This is a genomic window from Streptomyces sp. NPDC088817 (assembly GCF_044750345.1).
Classification (GTDB): domain Bacteria; phylum Actinomycetota; class Actinomycetes; order Streptomycetales; family Streptomycetaceae; genus Streptomyces.
In genome coordinates this window covers 47,883-67,930 of record NZ_JBIVJN010000014.1, presented here as the reverse complement: position 1 = coordinate 67,930, position 20,048 = coordinate 47,883, and the positions used below count along the sequence as shown (strand labels likewise).

The window sequence follows — 20,048 nt, the reverse complement described above, 5'->3', positions numbered from 1 at the left end:
ACGACGGATGAGGGTGCGCGCATGACGACCAGCCACAAGACAGCTCCTGCGCGCCGCCGGAGCCGGGGAGTCCCGCCCCAGCGCCGGGGCGGTTCCCGCCGCGCCTCCCGCGGCCGCGGCGGACGCACCCGCGCGCGCACCGCCCTGATCGTGGCGCTGTCCCTGCTGGTGCTCGGCACGGCGGGGGTGGGCTGGCTGTATCTGAAGCTCAACGGCAACATCAACACCTTCGGTGCCGACGGGGTGTCCGACGACCGGCCCGACGCCGGTTCGTCCAAGGGCGAGAACGTCCTGGTCATCGGATCCGACGCACGGGTCGGCGGCAACGACGCCCTCGGCGGCGGCAGCAAGGACGACATAGGCCGCTCCGACACGGCCTTCCTGCTGCACGTCTACGCCGACCACCGGCACGCCCTCGCCGTGTCCATCCCCCGGGACACCCTGGTCACCATCCCGCCCTGCAAGCTCCCCGACGGCCGCTGGACCGAGTCGCAGCCGAACACGATGTTCAACGCCGCGTACTCCGTGGGCGGCACCGCCGAGGGCAACCCAGCGTGCAGCCAGAACACCATCGAGCACCTCACCGGGCTGCGTGTGGACCACACCGTCGTCGTCGACTTCAAGGGTTTCGCGGCGCTGACCGACGTGGTGGGCGGGGTGCCGGTGTGCGTTCCGCAGGACGTCTACCAGAAGGACCTGAACCCCAACCGGGCCACCCGCGGCTCCGTGCTGTTCTCCAAGGGCGAGCAGACCGTCGCCGGGCAGAAGGCGCTGGACTGGGTCCGCATCAGGCACGGCATCGGCGACGGCTCCGACATAGGCCGGATCAAGCGCCAGCAGGCGTTCGTCGCCAGTCTCATCAAGCAGGTGAAGGCCGACGGACTCACCCCGGCCAAGCTGCTGCCCCTCGCCGACGCCGCGACCAAGTCGCTCACCGTTGACCCCGGCCTGGGTTCGGCCGACAAACTGCTGTCGTTCGCGATGTCGTTGAAGAACGTAGACCTGCACAACACCAAGTTCGTCACCGTCCCGTGGCGCTATGAGGGCGCGCGGGTGGCCATCGTGGAGCCGGACGCCTCGGAGCTGTGGGCCGCGCTCAGGGCCGACCGCACCATCGACGGCAAGGACGCCGGAGGCGAGAAGGGCAAGAAGGGCGGGGCGGGAGCCGCGCCGTCCCCCGACACCGCCCTGGGGAAGGGCGTCGACGTCAGCGTCTACAACGGCACCACCACCCTCGGCCTCGCCACCCGGGGCGCCGCCACTCTCACCGGCCACGGCTTCACCGTCACGTCCACCGGGAACGCGGGCAGCCAGAACCACGCCACCACCCTGATCCAGTACGGGCCCGGCAAGCAGGCCCAGGCCGAGACGGTCGCCAAGCTCTTCCCCGGGGCCGAGCTTCAGGAGCTGACCGGACCGGGCATCAACGTGGTCCTGGGCGAGGACTTCGCGGCCGCCCCGGACGCCTCGGCCGAACCGACCTCCGTGCCCACGTCGGTGGCGGCGGAGGCCCGCTCGGCCGACGACGACCTGTGCTCCAACCTGTCCTACGGGTAGGGCGGACAGGCCGGCGCGGGCATCTGTCCGCCCGGCCTGCCGACGGCGAAGGGCCGCACCCGCTGCTGCGGGTACGGCCCTTCGTGTCTCGGTTGCCTCGGTGCGTCGGGGACGCGGATCAGGCAGTGGCGGAGCCGCTGCCGGCCTTGCGGCGGCGCACCACGAACACGGCGCCCGCGCCGACGGCGACCGCGGCACCGCCCGCCACCGCGATCATCGGCAGCGCCGAGCTGGAGCCGGTCTCGGCGAGGTGGCCCTGCGGGACGATCTGCCGGTCGCCGACGGGCTTGGCCGGCAGTTCCTTCCGGCCGCCCTGCGGCTTGGCGTCGGGCGGGTTGCCCGCGCTGGTGCCGGCCGCGAGGACGTCGAACTCGTAGTAGTCCTTGTCGGTGGCGTAGACGCAGTTGCCCTTGTCGTCGGCGTACATGCCGATCGTGATGGTGACACCGACGCCGGCCGGGGCCTTCTCGTCCACGCTGAGCCGCAGGTCGACGGAGAAGGACTCGTGGGCCTTGATGTCGGTGTAGGCGATGTAGGCGTAGGCCGGGTCCTTCGCGTCCTGGGAGATGTTCTCCCACGTGCCGGTCACCGGGTCCTTGTACTGCAGGGTGAGGTGGCGGCTCTGGTCGGTGAACCTCTTGTCGTCGATGAGCAACGCGGCCAGGCCCATGTCGACGCGCTTGTAGGAGTTGTCGCCGGTGTTCTTGACGTTCATCTTGAAGTTGTGGAACCCGCTGCCCGCGACGACCTTCGAGGGCAGGCCGGTCAGGTTGGTGCGCAGGTTCTTGTCGAACTTCGTCGACTCGGAGTCCTTGCACTGCTGCGGCCCGCGCGACGGCGAAGTGGAGGGGGTGGGCGCGGTGGCCGTGGGCTTGGCCGTGTCCTCCTCGTCGGCCGGGGGCGCGTCGTCGGCCGACGGCTCCGCCTCCTCACCGGCGGTGTTCGGCTCCTGGCCGGACTGCGGCTCCTCGTTGGCGGAGGTGTTCGACTCGGTGGATCCGGTGGACTCGGTCGACTCGGTGGAATTGCCGGGCTCGTTCGACTCGGTCTCGTTCTCACCGGCCGTCGTCGCGGCGGCCGACGGAGGCGGTGATACCGAGGCGAAGGCGGCGGGGGCCGCAAGAAGCACGGCCGGTGCGATGGCTGCCGTGGCTGTTGCGAGAGCCAGGGAGCGGCGAATCCTCATGCGAACCTCGAAAACAGAAGTGGTCTATGTATGCGCAAAGGAGATCGCCGAGAGCGGTGAAGGGTTGCCCGATATTCACGCAATCATTGTGTGACGTGCCTCACTCGTGGGCGGGGGGTCGGACTGCCCGGCGGTAGTGTGCGCCGGTGAGTACGTACGCGAACACACCGGCAGGTTGGTACCCGGACCCGCATGGAGCGGCCCAGACGCTGCGTTACTGGGACGGTTCCCAGTGGACGGAGCACACCCACGCCGACCCGCAGGCCGCGCCGCGGATGCCGCAGCAGCAGGCCGCCCCGGACCCGCGCGTGCAGCGCCAGGTCCAGCACCAGGCCGGGGTCGCCCCGGGCGCGCAGGGCGGCGGCTCCCTGTTCAGTGAGCCGGTGCTCGTGGTGAACCAGAAGGTCAAGCTCATCGAGCTGACCAACGAGTACGACGTCTTCGACCAGCACGGCAACCGGATCGGCGCGGTCACCGAGGTCGGGCAGAGCGCGCTGAGGAAGGCGGTGCGGTTCGTCTCCAGCCTCGACCAGTTCATGACGCACAGGCTGGAGATCCGCGACGCCTACGGCACGCCCCAGTTGGTGCTCACCCGGCCGGCGAAGGTCTTCAAGTCGCGTGTGGTGGTGTCCCGTCCGGACGGCTCCGAGGTCGGCGAGATCGTCCAGCAGAACGTCTTCGGCAAGATCAACTTCGCGATGAACGCGAACGGGCAGCAGGTCGGCGCCATCAAGGCGGAGAACTGGCGCGCCTGGAACTTCGCCATCGTCGACCACGCCGACAACGAGGTCGCCCGGATCACCAAGACCTGGGAAGGCCTGGCCAAGACGATGTTCACGACCGCCGACAACTACGTGCTCCAGATCCACTACCAGCTGCCGGAGCCGCTGCTGAGCCTGGTGGTCGCCACCGCGCTCACCGTCGACACGGCGCTCAAGCAGGACTCGCGCGGCTGGAACTGACCGGGAGTTACAGCGGGGTGAGGTGTCCCGGCCCCAACGGCCGGGACGGCAGTGCCGGTTCCTGGGCGGGCGGTTCCGTCTCCAGGGCGAGCACGGCGGCCACCGGGTGGTCCCGGTCGTCACCCCGCACGGTGCGCTCCGGATCCGGTCCGGGGCGCGCGTCCGCGGGCCTCGGGGTGGCCCGCGAGAGCGTCACGACCCCCCAGGACGCGAGGACCGCGCCCGCCGACGCGAGCAGCACGCCCGTCGCGCCGCCCCTCAGCCCCTGGCCGAGCAGGGTGAGCCCGATCAGCGCGGCCGCCGCCGGGTTGGTCAGCGTCAGCACCGCGAGCGGAGCGCCGAGCCCGTCCCGGTAGGCGGTCTGCGACAGCAGCAGGCCACCGGTGGCGAAGGCCGCGACGAGCAGCGCCACCAGGATCACGCGGGCGCTGAGCAGCGGCCCGGAGTGGTCCGTGGCGGCCACCGTCACCGTCTGGGTGAGCGCGGAGGCCACGCCCGAGGCGACCCCCGACGCGGTCGCGTGCCGCAGTCCCGGACGCGCCCCCGGCCGGGACAGCGCGCCGATCAGTACGGCCGTGGCACCCGCGACCGACAGTGCCTCCAGGGGACTCAGTACGTGCACCGGGGCCGGTCCGGAGGCCGCGAGGAGCAGGGCGGCCAGTCCGAGCAGCGTGCACGCGGTGCCCCGCCACTCGGCCGCCACGACCCGCCGCCCCGCCATCCGCGCCCCCAGCGGCACGGCGGCCACCAGGGTGAGCGCGCCGAGCGGCTGGACCACGGTGAGCGGGCCGTACTTCAGGGCCGCCACGTGCAGCAGGGCCGCCGATCCGTTCAGGGCGACGGCCCACCACCAGGCGCCGGCGCGCAGCAGTCCGCGCATCCCCGTTCCGCGGTTGCGCGCGGCGAGCCGTTCCTGGGCGACCGCGGCGGTCGCGTAGGCGACGGCAGAGAACAGCGACAGGACCACGGCCGTCAGGAAGGCGTTCACCGGTCCGCCCCCGCCGGGGCGTGCCCTCCGGCCGGCCGGGACGCGGCGGCGAGCGGGTGCCGCGCCGGTCCGTCCGGCTCCGCTTCGGCGGCCTCGCTTCGGGATGTCATGCCCGGACCTCTCGTGACGGTGGTGCGTGGGGGTGCTGGTGGTGCTGTCCGCACCTGCGTCGTTACCTGTGCCGATGCCTGTTTCGGCACCATATGGATGTACAGTACATCGATACGTCGGCGTACCGATACGACAGTGTACCGATACGCCCGCGTACCGGTACACTGTCGTATCGATGGACTTTCGCCACATTGGAGAGCAGGCCCCGAGCCAGGCCTGAACTCTTGGGACACGAGTGAGGAGCGCAGCGATGACATCGCAGGCCGCGGACGAGCCGGAGACTGCTGTCGCCCCGCGCCGCTCCAAGCTCACGCCGGAGCGTGAGCAGGAGTTCTTCGACGCCGTACTCGAACAGATCCGCGAGCACGGCTACGACGCCGTCACCATGGAGGGCATCGCCGCCAGCACCCGGTGCAGCAAGTCGACGCTCTACCGGCAGTGGCGGACCAAGCCGCAGTTCGTGGCGGCCGCCCTGCGGTCCAGCGGCCGCTGCCGCTTCGGCGGCATCGACACCGGCTCGCTCGCCGAGGACCTGCGGCGGGTGGCGCGGGCCGCGGGCGAGTGGTCGGGCCGGGACACCCGCCTCCTCCAGGCGCTCGGGCACGCGATCACGCTGGACCCCGAGCTGAAGGGGGCACTGCGCGAGACGCTGGTCGAGCCGGAGATCGCCGCGCTGCGGGAAATCCTGCGGCGCGGGGTGGAGCGCGGCGAGGTCCACGCGGACAATCCCGCGCTGGAGTTCGTGCCGGCACAGTTGTTCGGCGTCCTGCGCATCCGGCCCGTCCTGGAGGGCGAGTACGCCGACCCGGACTACGTGGTCCGGTTCCTGGAGGCCGCGGTGCTGCCGGCACTGGGCCTCGGTTCATGACTCAGGTCACCGTCCCCGGGATGACCGGGCGGTGACCTGCCCGCGCCGCACCGTGGGGACGGGGGCGGCGCGCACCCCCGGCCGGGCGGGGTACCTCTGGAGCGGAGAGGTACCCCGCCCGGCCGCCGTATGCCCCCGGGCCTCCGCGAGCCCGGGTACGGCCCGGAGGGCGGCTCAGACGCTCTGGCCCCTGCCGCCGCCCGAGGCCGCCTCGATGCCCCGGGTGATGTCGTCGATCACGGACTGCGGCTCCCCGACGTCGACGCCGAAGCGGACGACGATGAGCTGCCGTGAGGCGCCGGGCGAGGGGAAGGCCAGCGACTCCACGTACCCGTCGGCACCCTTGCTGGTGACGGCCTTCCAGCGGACCAGGTAACCCTCCTGCCCGGCCACGGTCACCGCCTTGGAGGCCAGCACCTCGTGGGAGGTGATCCTGCCGTAGGCCTCGCCCCCGTAGGAGTCCTCGGCGTTCGCCGCGATGTCGGCCTTGGCGACCTTCTCGGGCGTGGTCCCGCGCAGGCCCAGCACGAGCGCGGGAGCCGAGTAGGCGCCGCCCTTGGTGCAGCTCTTGGATGTGTCGCCGGGGCACTTGTAGGAGTCGTTCGACGTGACCTGAGCGCCCACCCCCAGCTCCTGGCCGTACCAGCCGTCGGGTATGGGCAGGCTGATGCCGCTGACCGCGTCGGTCACCGAGCCGCTCTTGATCTTCGGCGCCTCGGACGGCCCGCCCTCGGACCCGCCCGACCCGCCGGAACCGCCCGAGCCCCCGGATCCGCCCGGGCCGCCGAACGGGCCACGTTCCTCGCCGCTGCCGCCCCGGCCGTCCTGCCCCTGCCGGGACCCGGCCCGGCCGTCCTTGCCGCCGTCGTCGTGGACCAGCGCGAACACGCCGACGCCGATGCTCGCCAGCACCGCGGCCGCCACCCCGACGGCGATCCCGATCCGCAGCCCGCGCCGCGCGGGGGCGGCCGGCCGGCCGGGGTATCCGGGGTGCCCCGGATAGCCCGGGTATCCCGGATACCCCGGAGAGGCCGCGTACGGCCCGGGGGCCGCCTGCTGCGCCGGGGGACCCCACACGGCCGCCGATCCGGCGGGACGGGTCTGGTCCGTCCATGCCCTGCCGTCCCACCAGCGCTCGGTGGCGGGGCCGTCACTTGTCTGCCCCGGGTCGGGGTACCACCCGGGAGGAGTCACCTGCGTCATGTGCCTACCGTATGAGGCGTCGGTGAAAGCCCGATGAGAGGACCCCGTTCCCGCTCCCCGCGGCGCCCCTCTACCGCAGGTCACCCGACAAGGCAACAGCCGCCGGGACGGGCCGCCGCAAGGGACGTTCGGGGGCTACGCTCGAAGTCTGCATGCACTCGGGCGACTTGGGGAGGTAGCGGAATGACGGAGGTACGGCCGGGCACGGCCGCCTCGGACTCGCTGTGGGAGCGTGACGAGGAACTCACCGCCGTCGTACGCGCGATCGACGTCCTGTGCGCCGACCGCGCGTCCTCGGGAGGACTACTGGTCCTGGAGGGCGAGGCCGGTCTGGGCAAGACCGCCCTGCTGACCGCGACCCGCCGCATCGCCCAGGACCGCGGCTGCGCGGTGTGGTCGGCGCGCGGCGGCGAGACCCTGCGCTCCGTCCCCTTCAACGTGGTACGGCAGCTGCTCCAGCCCGCGCTCCTGTCGCTGATGCCCGAGGAGGCCCGCGAGTACCTCGGCGACTGGTACAACATCGCCGGCCCCGCCCTCGGCATCGCGGAACCCCGCGACGGGCAGGCCGACCCGCAGGGCGTGTGCGACGGCCTGGTCGCCGCCGTGCGCCGGCTCGCCGAGCGCGAGTGGCCGCTGGTGCTGCTGATCGACGACGCCCACTGGGCCGACGTGGAGACCCTGCGCTGGCTCGCCGCGTTCGCCGAGCGCCTCGACGACCTGCCCGTCCTGCTCGTGGTCGCCCGCCGGCCCGGCGGGATCGGAGGCGAGGGCGCCCGGTGCCTGGACGCGGCCGTCGCCGCCGCGGGCGTGCACGCCCTGAAAGCCCTGACCCCCGAGGCGACCGCCGGACTCACCCGCACCAGACTCGGCCCGCACGCCGACGCCCCGTTCTGCCGCGAGGTGTGGGCGGTCACCGGCGGCAACCCGTACGAGACCGTCGAACTGCTCGCCAAGGTGCACGACAGCGAACTCGAACCGGTCGAGGCCCGGGCCGCCGAACTGCGCGCCCTGAACCGCTCCGCCCGCGGCGGCGGCCTCGTCGCCCGCCTGGAGGAACTCGGCATAGACGCCACCCGGCTCGCCTGGGCCGCCGCGGTCCTCGGCACCGGCATCTCCGTGGAGCTCGTCGCCCGGCTGGCCACCATGACCCGCGACGACGCCGAGCGCTGCGCCGAACTGCTGTGCCGCGCCCGCATCCTCACCGAGCCGGGCCCGGAGACCGGCCGGGGCGGCGGCGGGGAGCTGGAGTTCGTGCACCCGCTGATCGCCACCGACGTCTACAACTCCATCCCGGACGCCCTGCGCACCGCCATGCACGGCATCGCCGCCCAGGTGGTCACCGACTCCGGGTTCGGCGCCGCGGCGGCCTCCCGGCACCTGCTCCAGGTCCATCCGGACGACGACCAGGAACTCGTCGAGCAGCTGCGCGAGGCGGCGCGCGAACACCTCGCCGTCGGCGCGTCCGACGCGGCCCGCCACTGCCTGGAGCGGGCCCTGCTGGAGCCGCCGACGCCCGGCACGCACGCCCGTGTGCTCTACGAGCTGGGCTGCGCCACACTGCTCACCGCGCCCGCCACCACCATCGAGCACCTCCAGCGGGCGCTCGCCATGCCCGGCCTCGACGGCCCCACCCGCGTGGACGCAGTGTGGCGGCTGTCCCAGGCTCTGCTCCACAACGACCAACTGGAGGAGGCCGTCCGCACGGTCGAGGCGGAGGCCGCCCGGCACGAACCGGGGCCGACCCGGATGCGGTTGCAGGCCGTGCAGTACATGTGGGAGGGCCTGTACACGAGCGGGACCAGCTCCCCGGACCGCTCCGAGCGCCTCGCCGCGCTCGCCTCCGGCTGCACCGGACGCGACAACTCCGAGCGCGCCCTGCTGATCCTGCGCGGTTTCGACGCCATGACCCGCGGCGAGAGCGCCGAGGAGGTCGTGGAGTTGTGCGACCGGGCCCTCGTCAACGGCCGCCTCGCACCCGGACTCGGCTGGACCGACACCGAGTGGGGCATCGAACTGCTGTTGATGCTGGCCACCGCCTACGCCTACTGCGACCGCCTCGACCGAGCCGAGACCCTCTACACCGAGGCCCTGCGCGCCTACGAGACCGCCGGCTGGAGCGGCGGCCACCTCGCCCTCGCCCACGCCTACGTCGGCCTCGGGCACCGCAGGCGCGGCCGGCTGCGGGAGGCGGAGGAGGCCCTGCGCGCGTCGCTGCGCCTGGCCGAGCGGGTCGGCCGCGGGCTGCCCCTGTACTGGACCGCGACCTGCAACCTCGTCGACACCCTGCTCGCCCGCGGCCATGTCGAGCGGGCCTGGGAGGTCGCCGAGCAGCACGGCTTCGCCCCGCCCTACCCGTCCACCATCGTGCTCCCCGATCCGCACAGCGTGCGCGGCCGGCTGCTGCTGGCGCTGGGCCGCGCCGAGGACGGCGTCAACGAACTGGAGGCGGCCGAGAAGGCGGCGGCCGCCCGCGGCCACCAGAACCCGGTGACGGTGCCCTGGGCTGCCGACCTGGCCCGCGCGCTCGCCACCGAGGACCCCGGGCGGGCCGGGCGGCTCGTCGCCGACCTCCGCCGCCAGGGCGAGCGGTTCGGCACCGACACCGCCATAGGAGAGGCCCTGCGCTGCGCCGCGGCCCTGGAGACCGGTCAGCGGGCGGTCCGGCTGGCCGCCCAGGCCGTCACCTACCTGGAGGCCTCCCCCTGCCAGTACGAACACGCCGTCGCCCGCGTCGAGTTCGGCATCGTCTCGCGCTCGGCCGCCGAACTGGACCGTGGCCTGGCCCTGGCACGCTCGTGCGGCGCGGACGCCCTGGCGGAACGGGCGGCACGACTGCTGGAGTCGGAACACGGGTTGAGGCAGACCCCGGCGTAGGGCCGGTCCCGGGGACCGCGCGGAGGCGCGGGTTCAGTACGCCGCCCCGCCGTGGCTCGCGACCGGGCGACCCGCACCCCGCTCACCCGGGCCGACGACGACCGTCGACACCCGGCGACGCGATGCGCCGGACACGCCTCGGCCCGCACCTGCCGGACGGTCGGTGGGCGCCCGCGTCCGCGTTGGAGGCCGGTGGTGGCAGGCTGCTGGGTCGCTCCTCGCCAAAGGTGCAGGTCCGCGCGCGTCGGCTGGTCGGCGCGCGTTGGCCCCCGTGTCAGAGGCCGGTGGTGGCAGGCTGCTGGGGTGCTCCTCGCCCAGGGCGCCGGTCCGCACCTGCCGACCGGTCGGCGGGCGTCCACGTCCGCGTCGGAGGCCGGTGGTAGCGGGCCGCTGGGTCGCTCCTCGCCACAAGCGCCGGTCCGCGCCCGTCGGCCGGTTGGCGGGCGTCCGCCTCCGTGTCGAAGGTCGGTGGTGGCAGGCTGCCGGGTCGCTCCTCGCCAAAGACTCCGGTCCACATCCGGCAGCCGGTTCGGGGCCCCGGCGTCCGCGTGCGTGCCGGTGACCGGCGGCCCGTCACTCCTCGTCCGGCTCCTCCGCCAGCACCCGCTGGGCCACCGCGAAGGCCGAGTTGGCCGCCGGGACTCCGCAGTACACGGCGCTCTGGAGCAGTGCCGCGCCGATCTCGTCGGGGGTGAGCCCGTTGCGGCGGGCCGCCCGTACGTGCATGGCCAGTTCGTCGTAGTGGCCGTGCGCGATCAGCGCCGTCAGGGTGATCAGGCTGCGCTCGCGGCGGCTCAGCGTCGGGTCGGTCCAGATCTCGCCCCAGGCGTAGCGGGAGATGAAGTCCTGGAAGCGGGCCGTGAACGGGGTCTGCCGGGCCTGCGCCCGGTCGACGTGCGCGTCGCCGAGCACCTCGCGGCGCACCTCCATGCCCCGCCGGGGAGCACCGTCGAGGTGGGTGCGCAGCGCCGCCAGGACCGCCTCGGGGCACTGCGCGGGCGCCAGGTGCGAGGCGCCGGGGATCTCGGTCAGCGCGGAGCCGGGCACCGCGTCGGCGATCTGCCGCAGATGCGCGGGCGGGGTGGCCGGGTCCTCGCGGCCCGCGACCAGCAGCGTGGGCGCGCCGATCTCCGGGAGCCGGTCGGTGAGGTCGAAGGCGGCCAGCGCGTCGCAACAGGCGGCGTACGACTCCGGGTCGGCCTCCCGGTGGTCCCGGACCAGTTCCGGCACGGTGAAGTCACCGGCGAACCACCGGGCGCGGGCGCTCTCGACCAGCCATTCGAGCCCGTCCCGCCGGACCCGTTCGGCCCGCTCCCGCCATGCCTGGGCACCGTTGAAGTGGGCCGACGAGCAGATCACGGCGAGCGAGTCGACGCGTTCGGGGTGGTGCACGGCGAGGTGCAGTCCCACGGCGCCGCCCAGCGAAACCCCGGCGTACGCGAACCGTTCGATGCCGAGCGAGTCGGCGAGCGCCAGCACCAGGCCGGCGAGGTCGCCGACGGTCGCGCCGGGCCCGATCAGCCCGGCCGGTGAACCTCCGTGCCCGGGCAGGTCCCAGCGGACCACCCGGTGGGAGATCGCCAGCTCGGGGGCGACCTTGTCCCACAGTGCGTACGACGTGCCGAGGGACGGCCCGAGCAGCAGCGGGGGAGCGGAGGCGGGGCCTTCGAGGAGGTGGTGCAGAGTCAACGTCGCTCCAGGGCACGGTCGGTGAGGGCTCCGGCGGAGCCGGTGTAACGGGCCGGGTCGGTGAGCTCGCCCAGGTCCACACCCACGTCCTTCAACTCGGGCTGCCGGGACAGGAGTTCTCCGAGGCTCCGGTTCTCCGCGTAGGCGCGCCGGGCGAGTTCGGTGAGCAGCTCCTTGGCGCGGGCCCGGCCGAGCACGGGGGCCAGCTCGGCAGACAGCCGCTCGGAGACGATCAGCCCATGGGTCAGCCCGAGATGGGCGCGCATCGCGTCCGCGTTCACCCGCAGGCCCTCGGTCAGCTCCGCGGCGTCGCGGGCCGCGCCGCCGACGAGTCGCAGCAGCTCCCGCAGCGGCTCCCACTCCGCGTGCCAGGCGCCGGGCGGCCGTTCGTCCGGCGCCACCAGCGAACCGTGGAGGCCGGCCGCGAGGTGCGGCGCGCGCTGGGCGGCGGCCGCGATCAGCGTGGACCGCACGGGGTTCGCCTTGTGCGGCATGGCGGAGGAACCGCCGCCGCTGCCCTCGGCGAGTTCCGCGGTCTCCGTACGGGTCAGCAGCAGCACGTCCGCGGCGATCTTGCCCAGCGCCCCGGCGGCGAAGGCGAGGCATCCGGCGAGGTCGGCGACCGGGGTGCGCAGCGTGTGCCAGGGCAACAGTGGCTCGCACAGGCCCAGTTCACGGGCGTACGCGGCGACGAGCGCGGTCGGGTCCCCGGCGCCGTAGGCGGAGAAGGCCGCCAATGTCCCCGCCGCGCCGCCGAGTTGGACGGGCAGGGAGTCCCGCACCCGGATGATCCGGTCCCGGGCGTCCAGCACCAGCGACCGCCAGCCCGCCGCCTTCAGGCCGAACGTCGTCGGCACGGCGTGCTGGGTCAGCGTCCGGCCCGGCATCGCCGTGTCGCGGTGCGCGGCGGCCGTCCGGGCCAGCGCCCGCTCGGTGCGGGCCAGATCGGCGAGGACCAGGTCCAGCGTGCGCACGGCGACCAGCATCGACGCCGTGTCCATGATGTCCTGGCTGGTCGCGCCCCGGTGCACGTAGGAGCTGTACTCCTCGCCCACGGCCTCGGTGAGGTCGGCGACCAGCGGGATGACCGGGTTGCCGCCGCCGCGGGCGCGCTCGGCGAGCGAGCGCAGGTCGAAGCGGCCCGGCTCGGCCGCCCGGGTCACCGCCTCGGCCGCCCCGGCCGGGGCGAGGCCGAGCGCGGACTGGGCGCGGGTGAGCGCCGCCTCCGCGTCGAGCAGGGCCCCCAGCCAGGCCGAGTCGCTCGTCGCGGACGCGGCGGGGGAGCCGGCCCAGCCCGGACCGAGCAGGCCGACGTCGATGCTCACGGCGGCGGGACGGGCGGCGGACGGAGTCACCGGAACTCCAGGAAGACCGTCTCGCCCTCGCCCTGAAGGCGGATGTCGAAACGGTGGGCCCCGCTGTCCTCCCGCGCGGCGATCAGCGTGGCGCGCCGCTCCTCGTCCAGCCGGGCGAGCAGCGGGTCGGCGGCCAGCGCGGCCTCGTCACCGGGGAGGTAGATCCGGGTGAACAGGTGTACGAGCAGCCCGCGCGCGAACACGCACACGCTGAGGTAGGGGGCGTTGTGCCCGCGCGCGCCGGGCCGCAGCGTCCGCGCGTACCAGTGGCCGTCGGCGTCGGTCTGGATGCGGCCGAAGCCGGTGAACTCCACGCCGTTGCGGCCGAGGTGGTCGCCGGAGGCGGGATCGCGCCGCATCGAGCCGTCGACGGCGGGCAGATTGCCGTCGGGGTCGGGCCCCCACACCTCCACCAGGGCGTCCGGCAGGGGCCGCCCCTCGCCGTCGTACACGTAGCCGTGCACGGTGACGGTGTCCGGGTGTCCCAGGGGCGCGATGTCCTCGCCGCCCCGGAAGGGGAGCGCGTACCCGTAGAAGGGGCCCACCGTGTGCGACGGAGTGGGCAGCACGTTCTCGGGGCTGCTCGTGTCGATCTTCGTCATGGCAGGTCAGCGCCCTTCTTCGAGCCAGGTGGCGTGCGGGCCGTCCAGCACGATGTCCCACTGGTAGCCGAGCGAGAACTCCGGCACCGACAGGCTGTGGTCGTAGGTGGCGACCAGCCGCTGCCGGGCCGCGTCGTCCGTCACGGACTGGAGGATCGGGTCGTACGGGAACAGCGGGTCGTTCGGGAAGTACATCTGCGTCACCAGCCGCTGCGTGAACGCCGTGCCGAAGACCGAGAAGTGGATGTGCGCCGGACGCCAGGCGTTGACGTGGTTGCGCCACGGGTACGGGCCCGGCTGGATCGTGGTGAACCGGTAGAAGCCGTCCGCGTCGGTCAGCGTACGGCCGACGCCGGTGAAGTTGGGGTCGAGCGGCGCGTCGTGCTGCTCGCGCTGGTGGGCGTAGCGGCCCGCGGAGTTGGCCTGCCAGATCTCGACGAGCTGGCCGCGCACGGGCCGCCCGTCGCGGTCGAGCAGCCGCCCGGAGACGGTGATCCGCTCACCGACCGGCTCACCCGTGTGCTGCCGGGTGAGGTCGTTGTCGATCATGGTGAGGTCACGCTCGCCGAACGCGGGCGAGGCCAGCTCGACCAGTTCCGGGTCCTTGCTGACGTCGATGGCGACCAGCGGCTGCCGGGGGTGGCGCAGCACCGAGGAGCGGTACGGCGCGTAGTCGCGGCGTGGATGGTGCTCGACCGGGGCGCCTTCGGCGACACGCTTCTCGTACGCGGCGTGCTCGGCCGCGATCTCCTGGTCGATGTCGTGCTGGGTGAGAGCCATGGGGTTTCCTAACCCTTCCTTAGCGTTCGAGGACGAGGGCGAGGCCCTGGCCGACGCCGATGCAGAGGGCGGCGACGCCGACTCCTCCGCCCTTGCGGGCGAGTTGGTGGGCGACGGTGCCGGCGAGCCGGGCGCCGGAGGCGCCGAGCGGGTGACCGAGGGCGATGGCACCGCCCTGGGGGTTGAGGACGGCGGGGTCGAACTCGGGCCACTCCGCGACGCATCCGAGGACCTGGGCGGCGAACGCCTCGTTGAGTTCCAGGGTGTCGAGGTCGGCGAAGGTCCTGCCGGCCTTCGCCAGCGCCCGGTTGACGGCTTCGACGGGGGCCAGACCGAACCAGTGCGGGTCCACGGCGGCCAGCCCGCTGGCGGAGATCCGGGCCAACGGCTCGCGGCCGGTGGCCTTCAGGCCCTCCTCGTCGGTGAGGAGCAGAGCGGCGGCGCCGTCGTTCAGCGGGGAGGCGTTCCCGGCGGTCACCGTGCCTCCCCCAGCCTCCGGCCGGGACCCCCATCTCGCTTCGCTCGCGCTGCGGAACGACGGCTTGAGCTTGGCCATGGCTTCCAGGGACGTGTCCGGGCGTACGGACTCGTCGGCGGCGAACAGTACCGGGTCGCCCTTGCGCCGCGGCACGGCGACCGGCGCCAACTCGGCGTCGAACAGGCCCGCTTCCTGAGCGGCCGCGGCCTTCCGGTGGGAGGCGAGCGCGAACTCGTCCTGCTGCTCGCGGCTGATCCCGTGCTTCTCGGCGATCAACTCCGCGCTCTCGCCCAGCGGGACGGTCCACTGCGGGTCCATCCCCGGGTTGACCATGCGCCAACCGAGGGTGGTCGAGTACAGCTCGGTGTGCCCGGCCGGGAAGGGCCGGTCGCTCTTGGGCAGCACGTAGGGGGCGCGGGTCATGGACTCCACACCGCCGGCGAGGGCGATGGACGCGTCGCCGACGGCGATGGCGCGGGCGGCCTGGATCACCGCCTCCAGGCCCGAGGCGCACAGCCGGTTCACCGTCACGCCCGGCACCGAGGTCGGCAGGCCCGCCAGCAGCGCGGCCATGCGGGCGACGTTGCGGTTCTCCTCCCCGGCGCCGTTGGCGTTGCCGAAGTGGACGTCCTCGATCCGGGCCGGGTCCAGGCCGGGGGTGCGGGCGAGGAGTTCGCGGATCGCGTGGGCGGCGAGGTCGTCCGGGCGGACGCTCGCCAGGGCGCCGTTGTAGCGGCCGATCGGGGTGCGGACCGCGTCGACGAGGTAGACGGTCTTCACAGCAGGTCCTTTGCGACGGTCAGCTCGGCGTGGGTCTTGGCGGTGATCTCCTCGACGCCGACGCCGGGCGCGGTCTCCACGAGGACGAGTCCGTCACCGGTGACGTCGAGGACGCCGAGGTCGGTGATGATCCGGTCCACGCACGCCCTGCCGGTCAGCGGCAGCACGCACTCTTCGACGATCTTGGGGCTGCCGTCCTTGGCGGTGTGGGTCATCACCACGATCACCGTGCGGGCGCCGTGGACCAGGTCCATCGCCCCGCCGATCCCCGTGACCATCCTGCCCGGGACCGCCCAGTTCGCCAGGTCACCGCCCGCGGACACCTGCATCGCGCCGAGCACGGCGACGTCGATGTGCCCGCCGCGGATCATCGAGAACGACAGTGCCGAGTCGAAGAAGGAGGCACCGGGCAGGACCGTCACCGTCTCCTTGCCCGCGTTGATCAGGTCCGGGTCGACGGCGTCCTCGGTGGGGTAGGGACCGGTGCCCAGGATGCCGTTCTCGGACTCCAGGACCACCTCCACGCCCTCCGGCAGATGGTTCGGAATCAGGGTGGGCAGACCGATGCCCAGGTTGACGTACTGGCCGTCCCGGAGTTCCCGCGCGGCACGGGCGGCCATCTCCTCACGTGTCCAGGCCATCAGCTGCTCACCGTCCGCTGCTCGATCTTCTTGTCCGCCGCCTGCTCCGGGGTGAGGGCCACCACGCGCTGGACGAAGATGCCCGGCAGGTGCACCGCGTCCGGGTCGATCTCTCCCGGCTCGACCAGTTCCTCCACCTCCGCGACGGTGACCTTGCCGGCCATCGCGGCGAGCGGGTTGAAGTTGCGGGTGGACTTGTTGAAGACCAGGTTGCCGTGCCGGTCGCCCTTCGCCGCGCGCACCAGCGCGAAATCGGTCCGGATCCCGCGTTCCAGCACGTATTCGGTGCCGTCGAACTCCCGCACCTCCTTCGGCGGGGACGCCAGCGCCACTCCGCCCTGCCCGTCGTACCGCCACGGCAGCCCGCCCTCGGCCACCTGCGTACCCACACCCGCAGGCGTGTAGAAGGCGGGAATCCCCGCCCCGCCCGCGCGCAGCCGCTCAGCCAGCGTGCCCTGCGGAATCAGCTCGACCTCCAGCTCACCGGCCAGGTACTGCCGCGCGAACTCCTTGTTGGCCCCGATGTAGGAGCCCGTCACCCGCCCGATCCGGCCCGCGGCCAGCAGCACCGCCAGACCCGACTCCATCGCACCGCAGTTGTTGGAGACGACCGACAGCCCGCCCACCCCGCGGTCGTACAACGCGCCGATCAGCACGTTCGGCACCCCGCTCAGCCCGAAGCCACCGACCGCGAGCGACGCGCCGTCCGGCACATCGGCCACGGCCGCGGCGGCTGTGGCGACCACCTTGTCCATCGAATCAAGCCTCATCTCTGACGAGCGTCCAGCAACCGCAGATAGTCAGCGCACTGACTATTTTGGCGGTTCCCTCACGCTGCCACTTGGCGCGCGCCCCGTCAATACCCCACTTGACCAGGACGAGCAGGGCTTTCGCAGGGCCGGGGAATCCATGGTGGAGAGATGACTCATCGGCGGTATCGTTCAGTGCACCTACAAAAGTCACGACTGATACGACTGATACGACGGATCGACGCGAGGAGCGCACATGGGCGCGGTGGACCTCTCGACCCACCCCGGGCATCTGGCCCGGCGGTTGCAGCAGGCGCACTACCTGCTCTGGAACACGATGGTCTCCGAGGAGATCACCTCGCCGCAGTTCGCGGTCCTGAACGTGCTCGTCGCCGAGCCGGGCCTCGACCAGCGCACGGTGGGGGAGCGGGTGGGCCTCGACCGGTCCACCATCGCCGAGGTGATCAGCCGCCTCGGCCGTCGCGGACTGCTCGACAAGGTGCGCGACCCGCAGGACGGCCGCCGCTTCCTGCTGCGGCTGACCGGCGAGGGGGAGCGCACCCACCGGAAGCTCACCGTGCGCACGGCCCGGATGAACCAGGTCTTCCTGGGGCCGCTCAGCGCCGACGAGCAGGCCCTCTTCTTCGATCTCATCCGGCGGGTCGCGGACGCGGCCGAGGGGCTGCGCCATCCGGCCGAACCCCTCGCGGCGCAGCCCTGATCGCGCCCGTCACCGTCATCGTCCTCGGTCACGTCCGCGGATCACGGTTCCGGGGTGAGGACCACCCATACCTGGCCCCGGGCGAAGTTCACGTCCGTGCCGTCGGCGGCCGTGAACCGTGTGCCGTCCGCCGCGCTCGGGCGCTTCCATACGGCGTCGTACACCCGTCCGCCGCGTAGCACCTCCGCCTTCCCGGAACCGACGGTCTCGGTGTACGGGGTGTAGTTGCCGAGCACGTCATGCAGGTCCGATTTGCGCACCTTCACGTGCTGCACCACCACCGTCGCGGGCACGACCCTGCGGCCGTCGGTCGTGACGGTCTGCTGTCCGTCCATCGCCACCTGCCAGCCGTGCCGCCGCGCCGACCAGGTGAAGGTGAACCGGGCCGCCGGGTAGTCGACCGTGCGCGAGGTCTCGGCGCGGCCGCCCGCGGGCGCAGGACCGTAGCGGAAGCCGGTGGTCAGCGCGTTCGCTCCCGGGGCCGAGCCGAGGAGCTTGCCGGGGCGCAGGTACAGGTTGTGCGGTGACGGCTTGGCGGTGCCCCGGAAGTACGCGTCGGGCTTGTCGTCGGGTGTCCTGGGGGTCAGCGGCGCGGCGTTGATCAGCGGCAGCAGTTTGTGCTGGGCGCCGGAGAAGGCGAGCGTGGGGTGGTCGAACTGGCGCAGTAGTTCGAGGTCGGACTCGCGTGCGCTGCGCACCGGCCCGACGACCGGGGGCAGACGGGTGGCGTAGACCGCCATCAGCCGGCTCAGCCCGCCCTCGACCGGTTCCGCGTACACGATGTCGGCGGCGTCGACGCCGGTCTGCGGGCGTGCCGCCCGCACGTTGTCGATCTTGACGGCGAGGACGGGTCCGGCGTGCTCCGGACTCGGTGCCGGGGTCCGCGGCAGTTCCCGCACGGGCGCGGGAGTGCCCCCCTTTCCGTCCTGTTGGTCCCCGGCGGTGCCGTGCCGCGCCGTGCAGCCCGTCGTCACAGCGGCCAGCAGTGCCACCGCCGAGGCGGCGCACCGCATGCGCGTACTTCCTCCCATGCCCACAGTTCAACCCCCGTCTCCGCGCCTTGTCCCTTGACTGTCTGTTTATCCGTTCATCGGTGGCCATACCCGCTCGTTTCTGATCGAGCGTGACCCGTCGGGGCGACCGGCCCATCGAGCGCGGCCCGGTGGGCCGAACGGCCCAATGAGGCGACCGGCGATTCGGCGGGTCGGGCCCCGGGTACCCGGGCGCGGCACGGGAGGCGCAGCACGACGGAGGGAGCGCGCCGCGATGAAGGCAGTGACGTGGCAGGGCAAACGCGACGTTCGGGTGGACGAGGTCCCCGACCCGAAGATCCAGAAGCCGACGGACGCCGTCATCCGGATCACCTCGACCGGCCTGTGCGGCTCCGACCTGCACCTCTACGAGGTGCTCACGCCGTTCATGACACCGGGCGACATCCTCGGCCACGAGCCCATGGGCATCGTGGAGGAGGTCGGCGCCGAGGTGACGCACCTCAGGCCCGGCGACCGGGTGGTCGTACCCTTCCAGATCTCCTGCGGGCACTGCTTCATGTGCCACGCGGGTCTGACGACTCAGTGCGAGACCACCCAGGTCACCAGCGAGGGCATGGGCGCCGCCCTGTTCGGCTACACCCGCCTGTACGGCGCCGTGCCGGGTGCCCAGGCCGAGTACCTGCGTGTCCCGCAGGCGCAGTTCGGCCAGATCAAGCTTCCCGAGGGCCCGCCCGACGACCGGTTCCTCTACCTCTCGGACGTGCTGCCGACCGCCTGGCAGGCGGTCGCCTACGCCGATGTGCCGCGCGGCGGCAGCGTGGCCGTGCTCGGCCTCGGCCCCATCGGCGACATGGCGTGCCGGATCGCCAAGGCGCGCGGCGCCGAGCGGGTGTTCGGCGTGGACCTGGTCCCCGAGCGGCTGGCCCGGGCGCGCAGGCGGGGCGTGGAGACGTACGACCTGCGGGGCTTCGACAACGAGAAGGAACTGGTCGCGGCGATCCGCGACGAGACACAGGGACGCGGGCCCGACGCCGTGATCGACGCGGTCGGCACCGAGGCGCACGGCAGCGCGGCCGCCCGGCTCGTCCAGCAGGCCGCGTCGGCGCTGCCGCACGCGCTGAGCGCACCGCTCGCCGAACGCTTCAGCGTGGACCGGCTCGCCGCCCTGCACACCGCCATCGAACTGGTGCGCCGCGGCGGCACGCTCTCCCTCAGCGGCGTCTACGGCGGCACGGCCGACCCCATGCCGATGCTCACGATGTTCGACAAGCAGATCCAGATGCGCATGGGCCAGGCCAACGTCCGCCGCTGGACCGACGAGATCATGCCCTACCTCAAGGATGAGGACCCGCTGGGCGTCGACGACTTCGCCACGCACCGGCTGCCGCTGTCCGACGCCCCCCACGCGTACGAGATGTTCCAGCGCAAGCAGGAGGGCGCCGTCAAGGTCGTCATGCGGCCGTGAGGCCCGCGAGCCGCGCCCCGACCGCCGCCGCCCCCGTACGCGCACCG

At 73.0% G+C, this 20,048-nt stretch carries 17 protein-coding genes; 6 read left to right on the top strand and 11 right to left on the bottom strand.

The features are described 5' to 3' along the window. The first annotated feature begins 21 nt into the window (after positions 1-21). Positions 22-1,557 carry an LCP family protein gene (locus ACIP4X_RS24640; RefSeq protein WP_358731762.1) on the top strand — a complete coding sequence of 512 codons (1,536 nt, stop codon included), beginning with the start codon at positions 22-24 and terminating at the stop codon, positions 1,555-1,557. A 118-nt stretch (positions 1,558-1,675) separates the two neighbouring features. On the opposite strand, the gene ACIP4X_RS24635 is transcribed toward ACIP4X_RS24640, so the two are convergent. Next, positions 1,676-2,686 carry an LAETG motif-containing sortase-dependent surface protein gene (locus tag ACIP4X_RS24635; protein WP_358731764.1) on the bottom strand — a complete coding sequence of 337 codons (1,011 nt, stop codon included), beginning with the start codon at positions 2,684-2,686 and terminating at the stop codon, positions 1,676-1,678. A 203-nt stretch (positions 2,687-2,889) separates the two neighbouring features. Here ACIP4X_RS24635 and ACIP4X_RS24630 point away from each other — a divergent pair, with 203 nt between their 5' ends. Further along, positions 2,890-3,705: a phospholipid scramblase-related protein gene (locus ACIP4X_RS24630; protein ID WP_358731766.1), complete on the top strand. Its 816-nt coding sequence runs from the start codon at positions 2,890-2,892 to the stop codon at positions 3,703-3,705. Positions 3,706-3,712: 7 nt separating this feature from the next. Here ACIP4X_RS24630 and ACIP4X_RS24625 read toward each other — a convergent pair whose 3' ends face one another. After that, entirely contained in the window at positions 3,713-4,693 is a 981-nt protein-coding gene (locus ACIP4X_RS24625; RefSeq protein WP_358731768.1) for a hypothetical protein, read from the bottom strand. A 361-nt stretch (positions 4,694-5,054) separates the two neighbouring features. On the opposite strand from ACIP4X_RS24625, the gene ACIP4X_RS24620 reads away from it, so the two are divergent. After that, positions 5,055-5,672 (top strand): TetR/AcrR family transcriptional regulator C-terminal ligand-binding domain-containing protein, encoded by a 618-nt coding sequence (locus ACIP4X_RS24620; protein WP_391458457.1) that lies wholly within the window; start codon positions 5,055-5,057, stop codon positions 5,670-5,672. Between the two features lie 174 nt (positions 5,673-5,846). Here ACIP4X_RS24620 and ACIP4X_RS24615 read toward each other — a convergent pair whose 3' ends face one another. Beyond that, on the bottom strand, positions 5,847-6,875 hold the full coding sequence (locus ACIP4X_RS24615) for a DUF2510 domain-containing protein (RefSeq protein WP_358731771.1): 1,029 nt from the start codon (positions 6,873-6,875) through the stop codon (positions 5,847-5,849). Positions 6,876-7,058: 183 nt separating this feature from the next. On the opposite strand from ACIP4X_RS24615, the gene ACIP4X_RS24610 reads away from it, so the two are divergent. After that, the gene (locus tag ACIP4X_RS24610) at positions 7,059-9,749 is read left to right on the top strand and encodes an ATP-binding protein (RefSeq protein ID WP_401350615.1); all 2,691 of its coding nucleotides are present in this window, start codon (positions 7,059-7,061) and stop codon (positions 9,747-9,749) included. 573 nt (positions 9,750-10,322) lie between these two features. On the opposite strand, the gene pcaD is transcribed toward ACIP4X_RS24610, so the two are convergent. The 7 genes from pcaD to ACIP4X_RS24575 are packed head-to-tail and all read right to left on the bottom strand — an operon-like array spanning position 10,323 to position 16,829. Next, a complete protein-coding gene (pcaD, locus tag ACIP4X_RS24605; protein WP_358731774.1) occupies positions 10,323-11,438 on the bottom strand; it encodes a 3-oxoadipate enol-lactonase in 1,116 nt (371 codons plus the stop codon). Continuing rightward, positions 11,435-12,793, bottom strand: coding sequence for a 3-carboxy-cis,cis-muconate cycloisomerase (gene pcaB / locus ACIP4X_RS24600; protein WP_358731776.1), 1,359 nt, complete (start codon positions 12,791-12,793; stop codon positions 11,435-11,437). The genes pcaD and pcaB overlap by 4 nt, the downstream gene beginning before the upstream one ends. Next, positions 12,790-13,395: a protocatechuate 3,4-dioxygenase subunit alpha gene (pcaG, locus tag ACIP4X_RS24595; protein ID WP_358731777.1), complete on the bottom strand. Its 606-nt coding sequence runs from the start codon at positions 13,393-13,395 to the stop codon at positions 12,790-12,792. Before pcaG ends, pcaB begins: the two co-directional genes overlap by 4 nt. Positions 13,396-13,401: 6 nt before the next feature. Further along, a complete protein-coding gene (gene pcaH / locus ACIP4X_RS24590) occupies positions 13,402-14,175 on the bottom strand; it encodes a protocatechuate 3,4-dioxygenase subunit beta (protein WP_391458449.1) in 774 nt (257 codons plus the stop codon). Positions 14,176-14,194: 19 nt separating this feature from the next. Further along, on the bottom strand, positions 14,195-15,433 hold the full coding sequence (locus tag ACIP4X_RS24585) for a thiolase family protein (protein WP_401350611.1): 1,239 nt from the start codon (positions 15,431-15,433) through the stop codon (positions 14,195-14,197). Next, positions 15,430-16,074: a CoA transferase subunit B gene (locus tag ACIP4X_RS24580; protein WP_358731782.1), complete on the bottom strand. Its 645-nt coding sequence runs from the start codon at positions 16,072-16,074 to the stop codon at positions 15,430-15,432. Before ACIP4X_RS24580 ends, ACIP4X_RS24585 begins: the two co-directional genes overlap by 4 nt. After that, positions 16,074-16,829 carry a CoA transferase subunit A gene (locus tag ACIP4X_RS24575; protein ID WP_358731883.1) on the bottom strand — a complete coding sequence of 252 codons (756 nt, stop codon included), beginning with the start codon at positions 16,827-16,829 and terminating at the stop codon, positions 16,074-16,076. The genes ACIP4X_RS24580 and ACIP4X_RS24575 overlap by 1 nt, the downstream gene beginning before the upstream one ends. 250 nt (positions 16,830-17,079) lie before the next feature. Here ACIP4X_RS24575 and ACIP4X_RS24570 point away from each other — a divergent pair, with 250 nt between their 5' ends. After that, a complete protein-coding gene (locus tag ACIP4X_RS24570; protein ID WP_358731783.1) occupies positions 17,080-17,544 on the top strand; it encodes a MarR family transcriptional regulator in 465 nt (154 codons plus the stop codon). 41 nt (positions 17,545-17,585) lie between these two features. Here ACIP4X_RS24570 and ACIP4X_RS24565 read toward each other — a convergent pair whose 3' ends face one another. Continuing rightward, on the bottom strand, positions 17,586-18,575 hold the full coding sequence (locus tag ACIP4X_RS24565; RefSeq protein WP_358731784.1) for a DUF3048 domain-containing protein: 990 nt from the start codon (positions 18,573-18,575) through the stop codon (positions 17,586-17,588). A gap of 235 nt (positions 18,576-18,810) precedes the next feature. On the opposite strand from ACIP4X_RS24565, the gene ACIP4X_RS24560 reads away from it, so the two are divergent. After that, complete coding sequence (locus tag ACIP4X_RS24560) at positions 18,811-20,001, top strand: zinc-dependent alcohol dehydrogenase (protein WP_401350607.1); 1,191 nt, start codon at positions 18,811-18,813, stop codon at positions 19,999-20,001. The last annotated feature ends 47 nt before the right edge of the window (positions 20,002-20,048 follow it).

Coding starts and splice junctions, on each gene's coding strand:
- ACIP4X_RS24610 (WP_401350615.1), top strand. CDS start 7,059: ATGACGGAGGTACGGCCGGGCACGGCCGCCTCGGACTCGCTGTGGGAG.
- ACIP4X_RS24575 (WP_358731883.1), bottom strand. CDS start 16,829: ATGGACAAGGTGGTCGCCACAGCCGCCGCGGCCGTGGCCGATGTGCCG.
- ACIP4X_RS24640 (WP_358731762.1), top strand. CDS start 22: ATGACGACCAGCCACAAGACAGCTCCTGCGCGCCGCCGGAGCCGGGGA.
- pcaG (WP_358731777.1), bottom strand. CDS start 13,395: ATGACGAAGATCGACACGAGCAGCCCCGAGAACGTGCTGCCCACTCCG.
- ACIP4X_RS24570 (WP_358731783.1), top strand. CDS start 17,080: ATGGGCGCGGTGGACCTCTCGACCCACCCCGGGCATCTGGCCCGGCGG.
- ACIP4X_RS24580 (WP_358731782.1), bottom strand. CDS start 16,074: ATGGCCTGGACACGTGAGGAGATGGCCGCCCGTGCCGCGCGGGAACTC.
- pcaH (WP_391458449.1), bottom strand. CDS start 14,175: ATGGCTCTCACCCAGCACGACATCGACCAGGAGATCGCGGCCGAGCAC.
- ACIP4X_RS24615 (WP_358731771.1), bottom strand. CDS start 6,875: ATGACGCAGGTGACTCCTCCCGGGTGGTACCCCGACCCGGGGCAGACA.
- ACIP4X_RS24620 (WP_391458457.1), top strand. CDS start 5,055: ATGACATCGCAGGCCGCGGACGAGCCGGAGACTGCTGTCGCCCCGCGC.
- ACIP4X_RS24565 (WP_358731784.1), bottom strand. CDS start 18,575: ATGGGAGGAAGTACGCGCATGCGGTGCGCCGCCTCGGCGGTGGCACTG.
- ACIP4X_RS24560 (WP_401350607.1), top strand. CDS start 18,811: ATGAAGGCAGTGACGTGGCAGGGCAAACGCGACGTTCGGGTGGACGAG.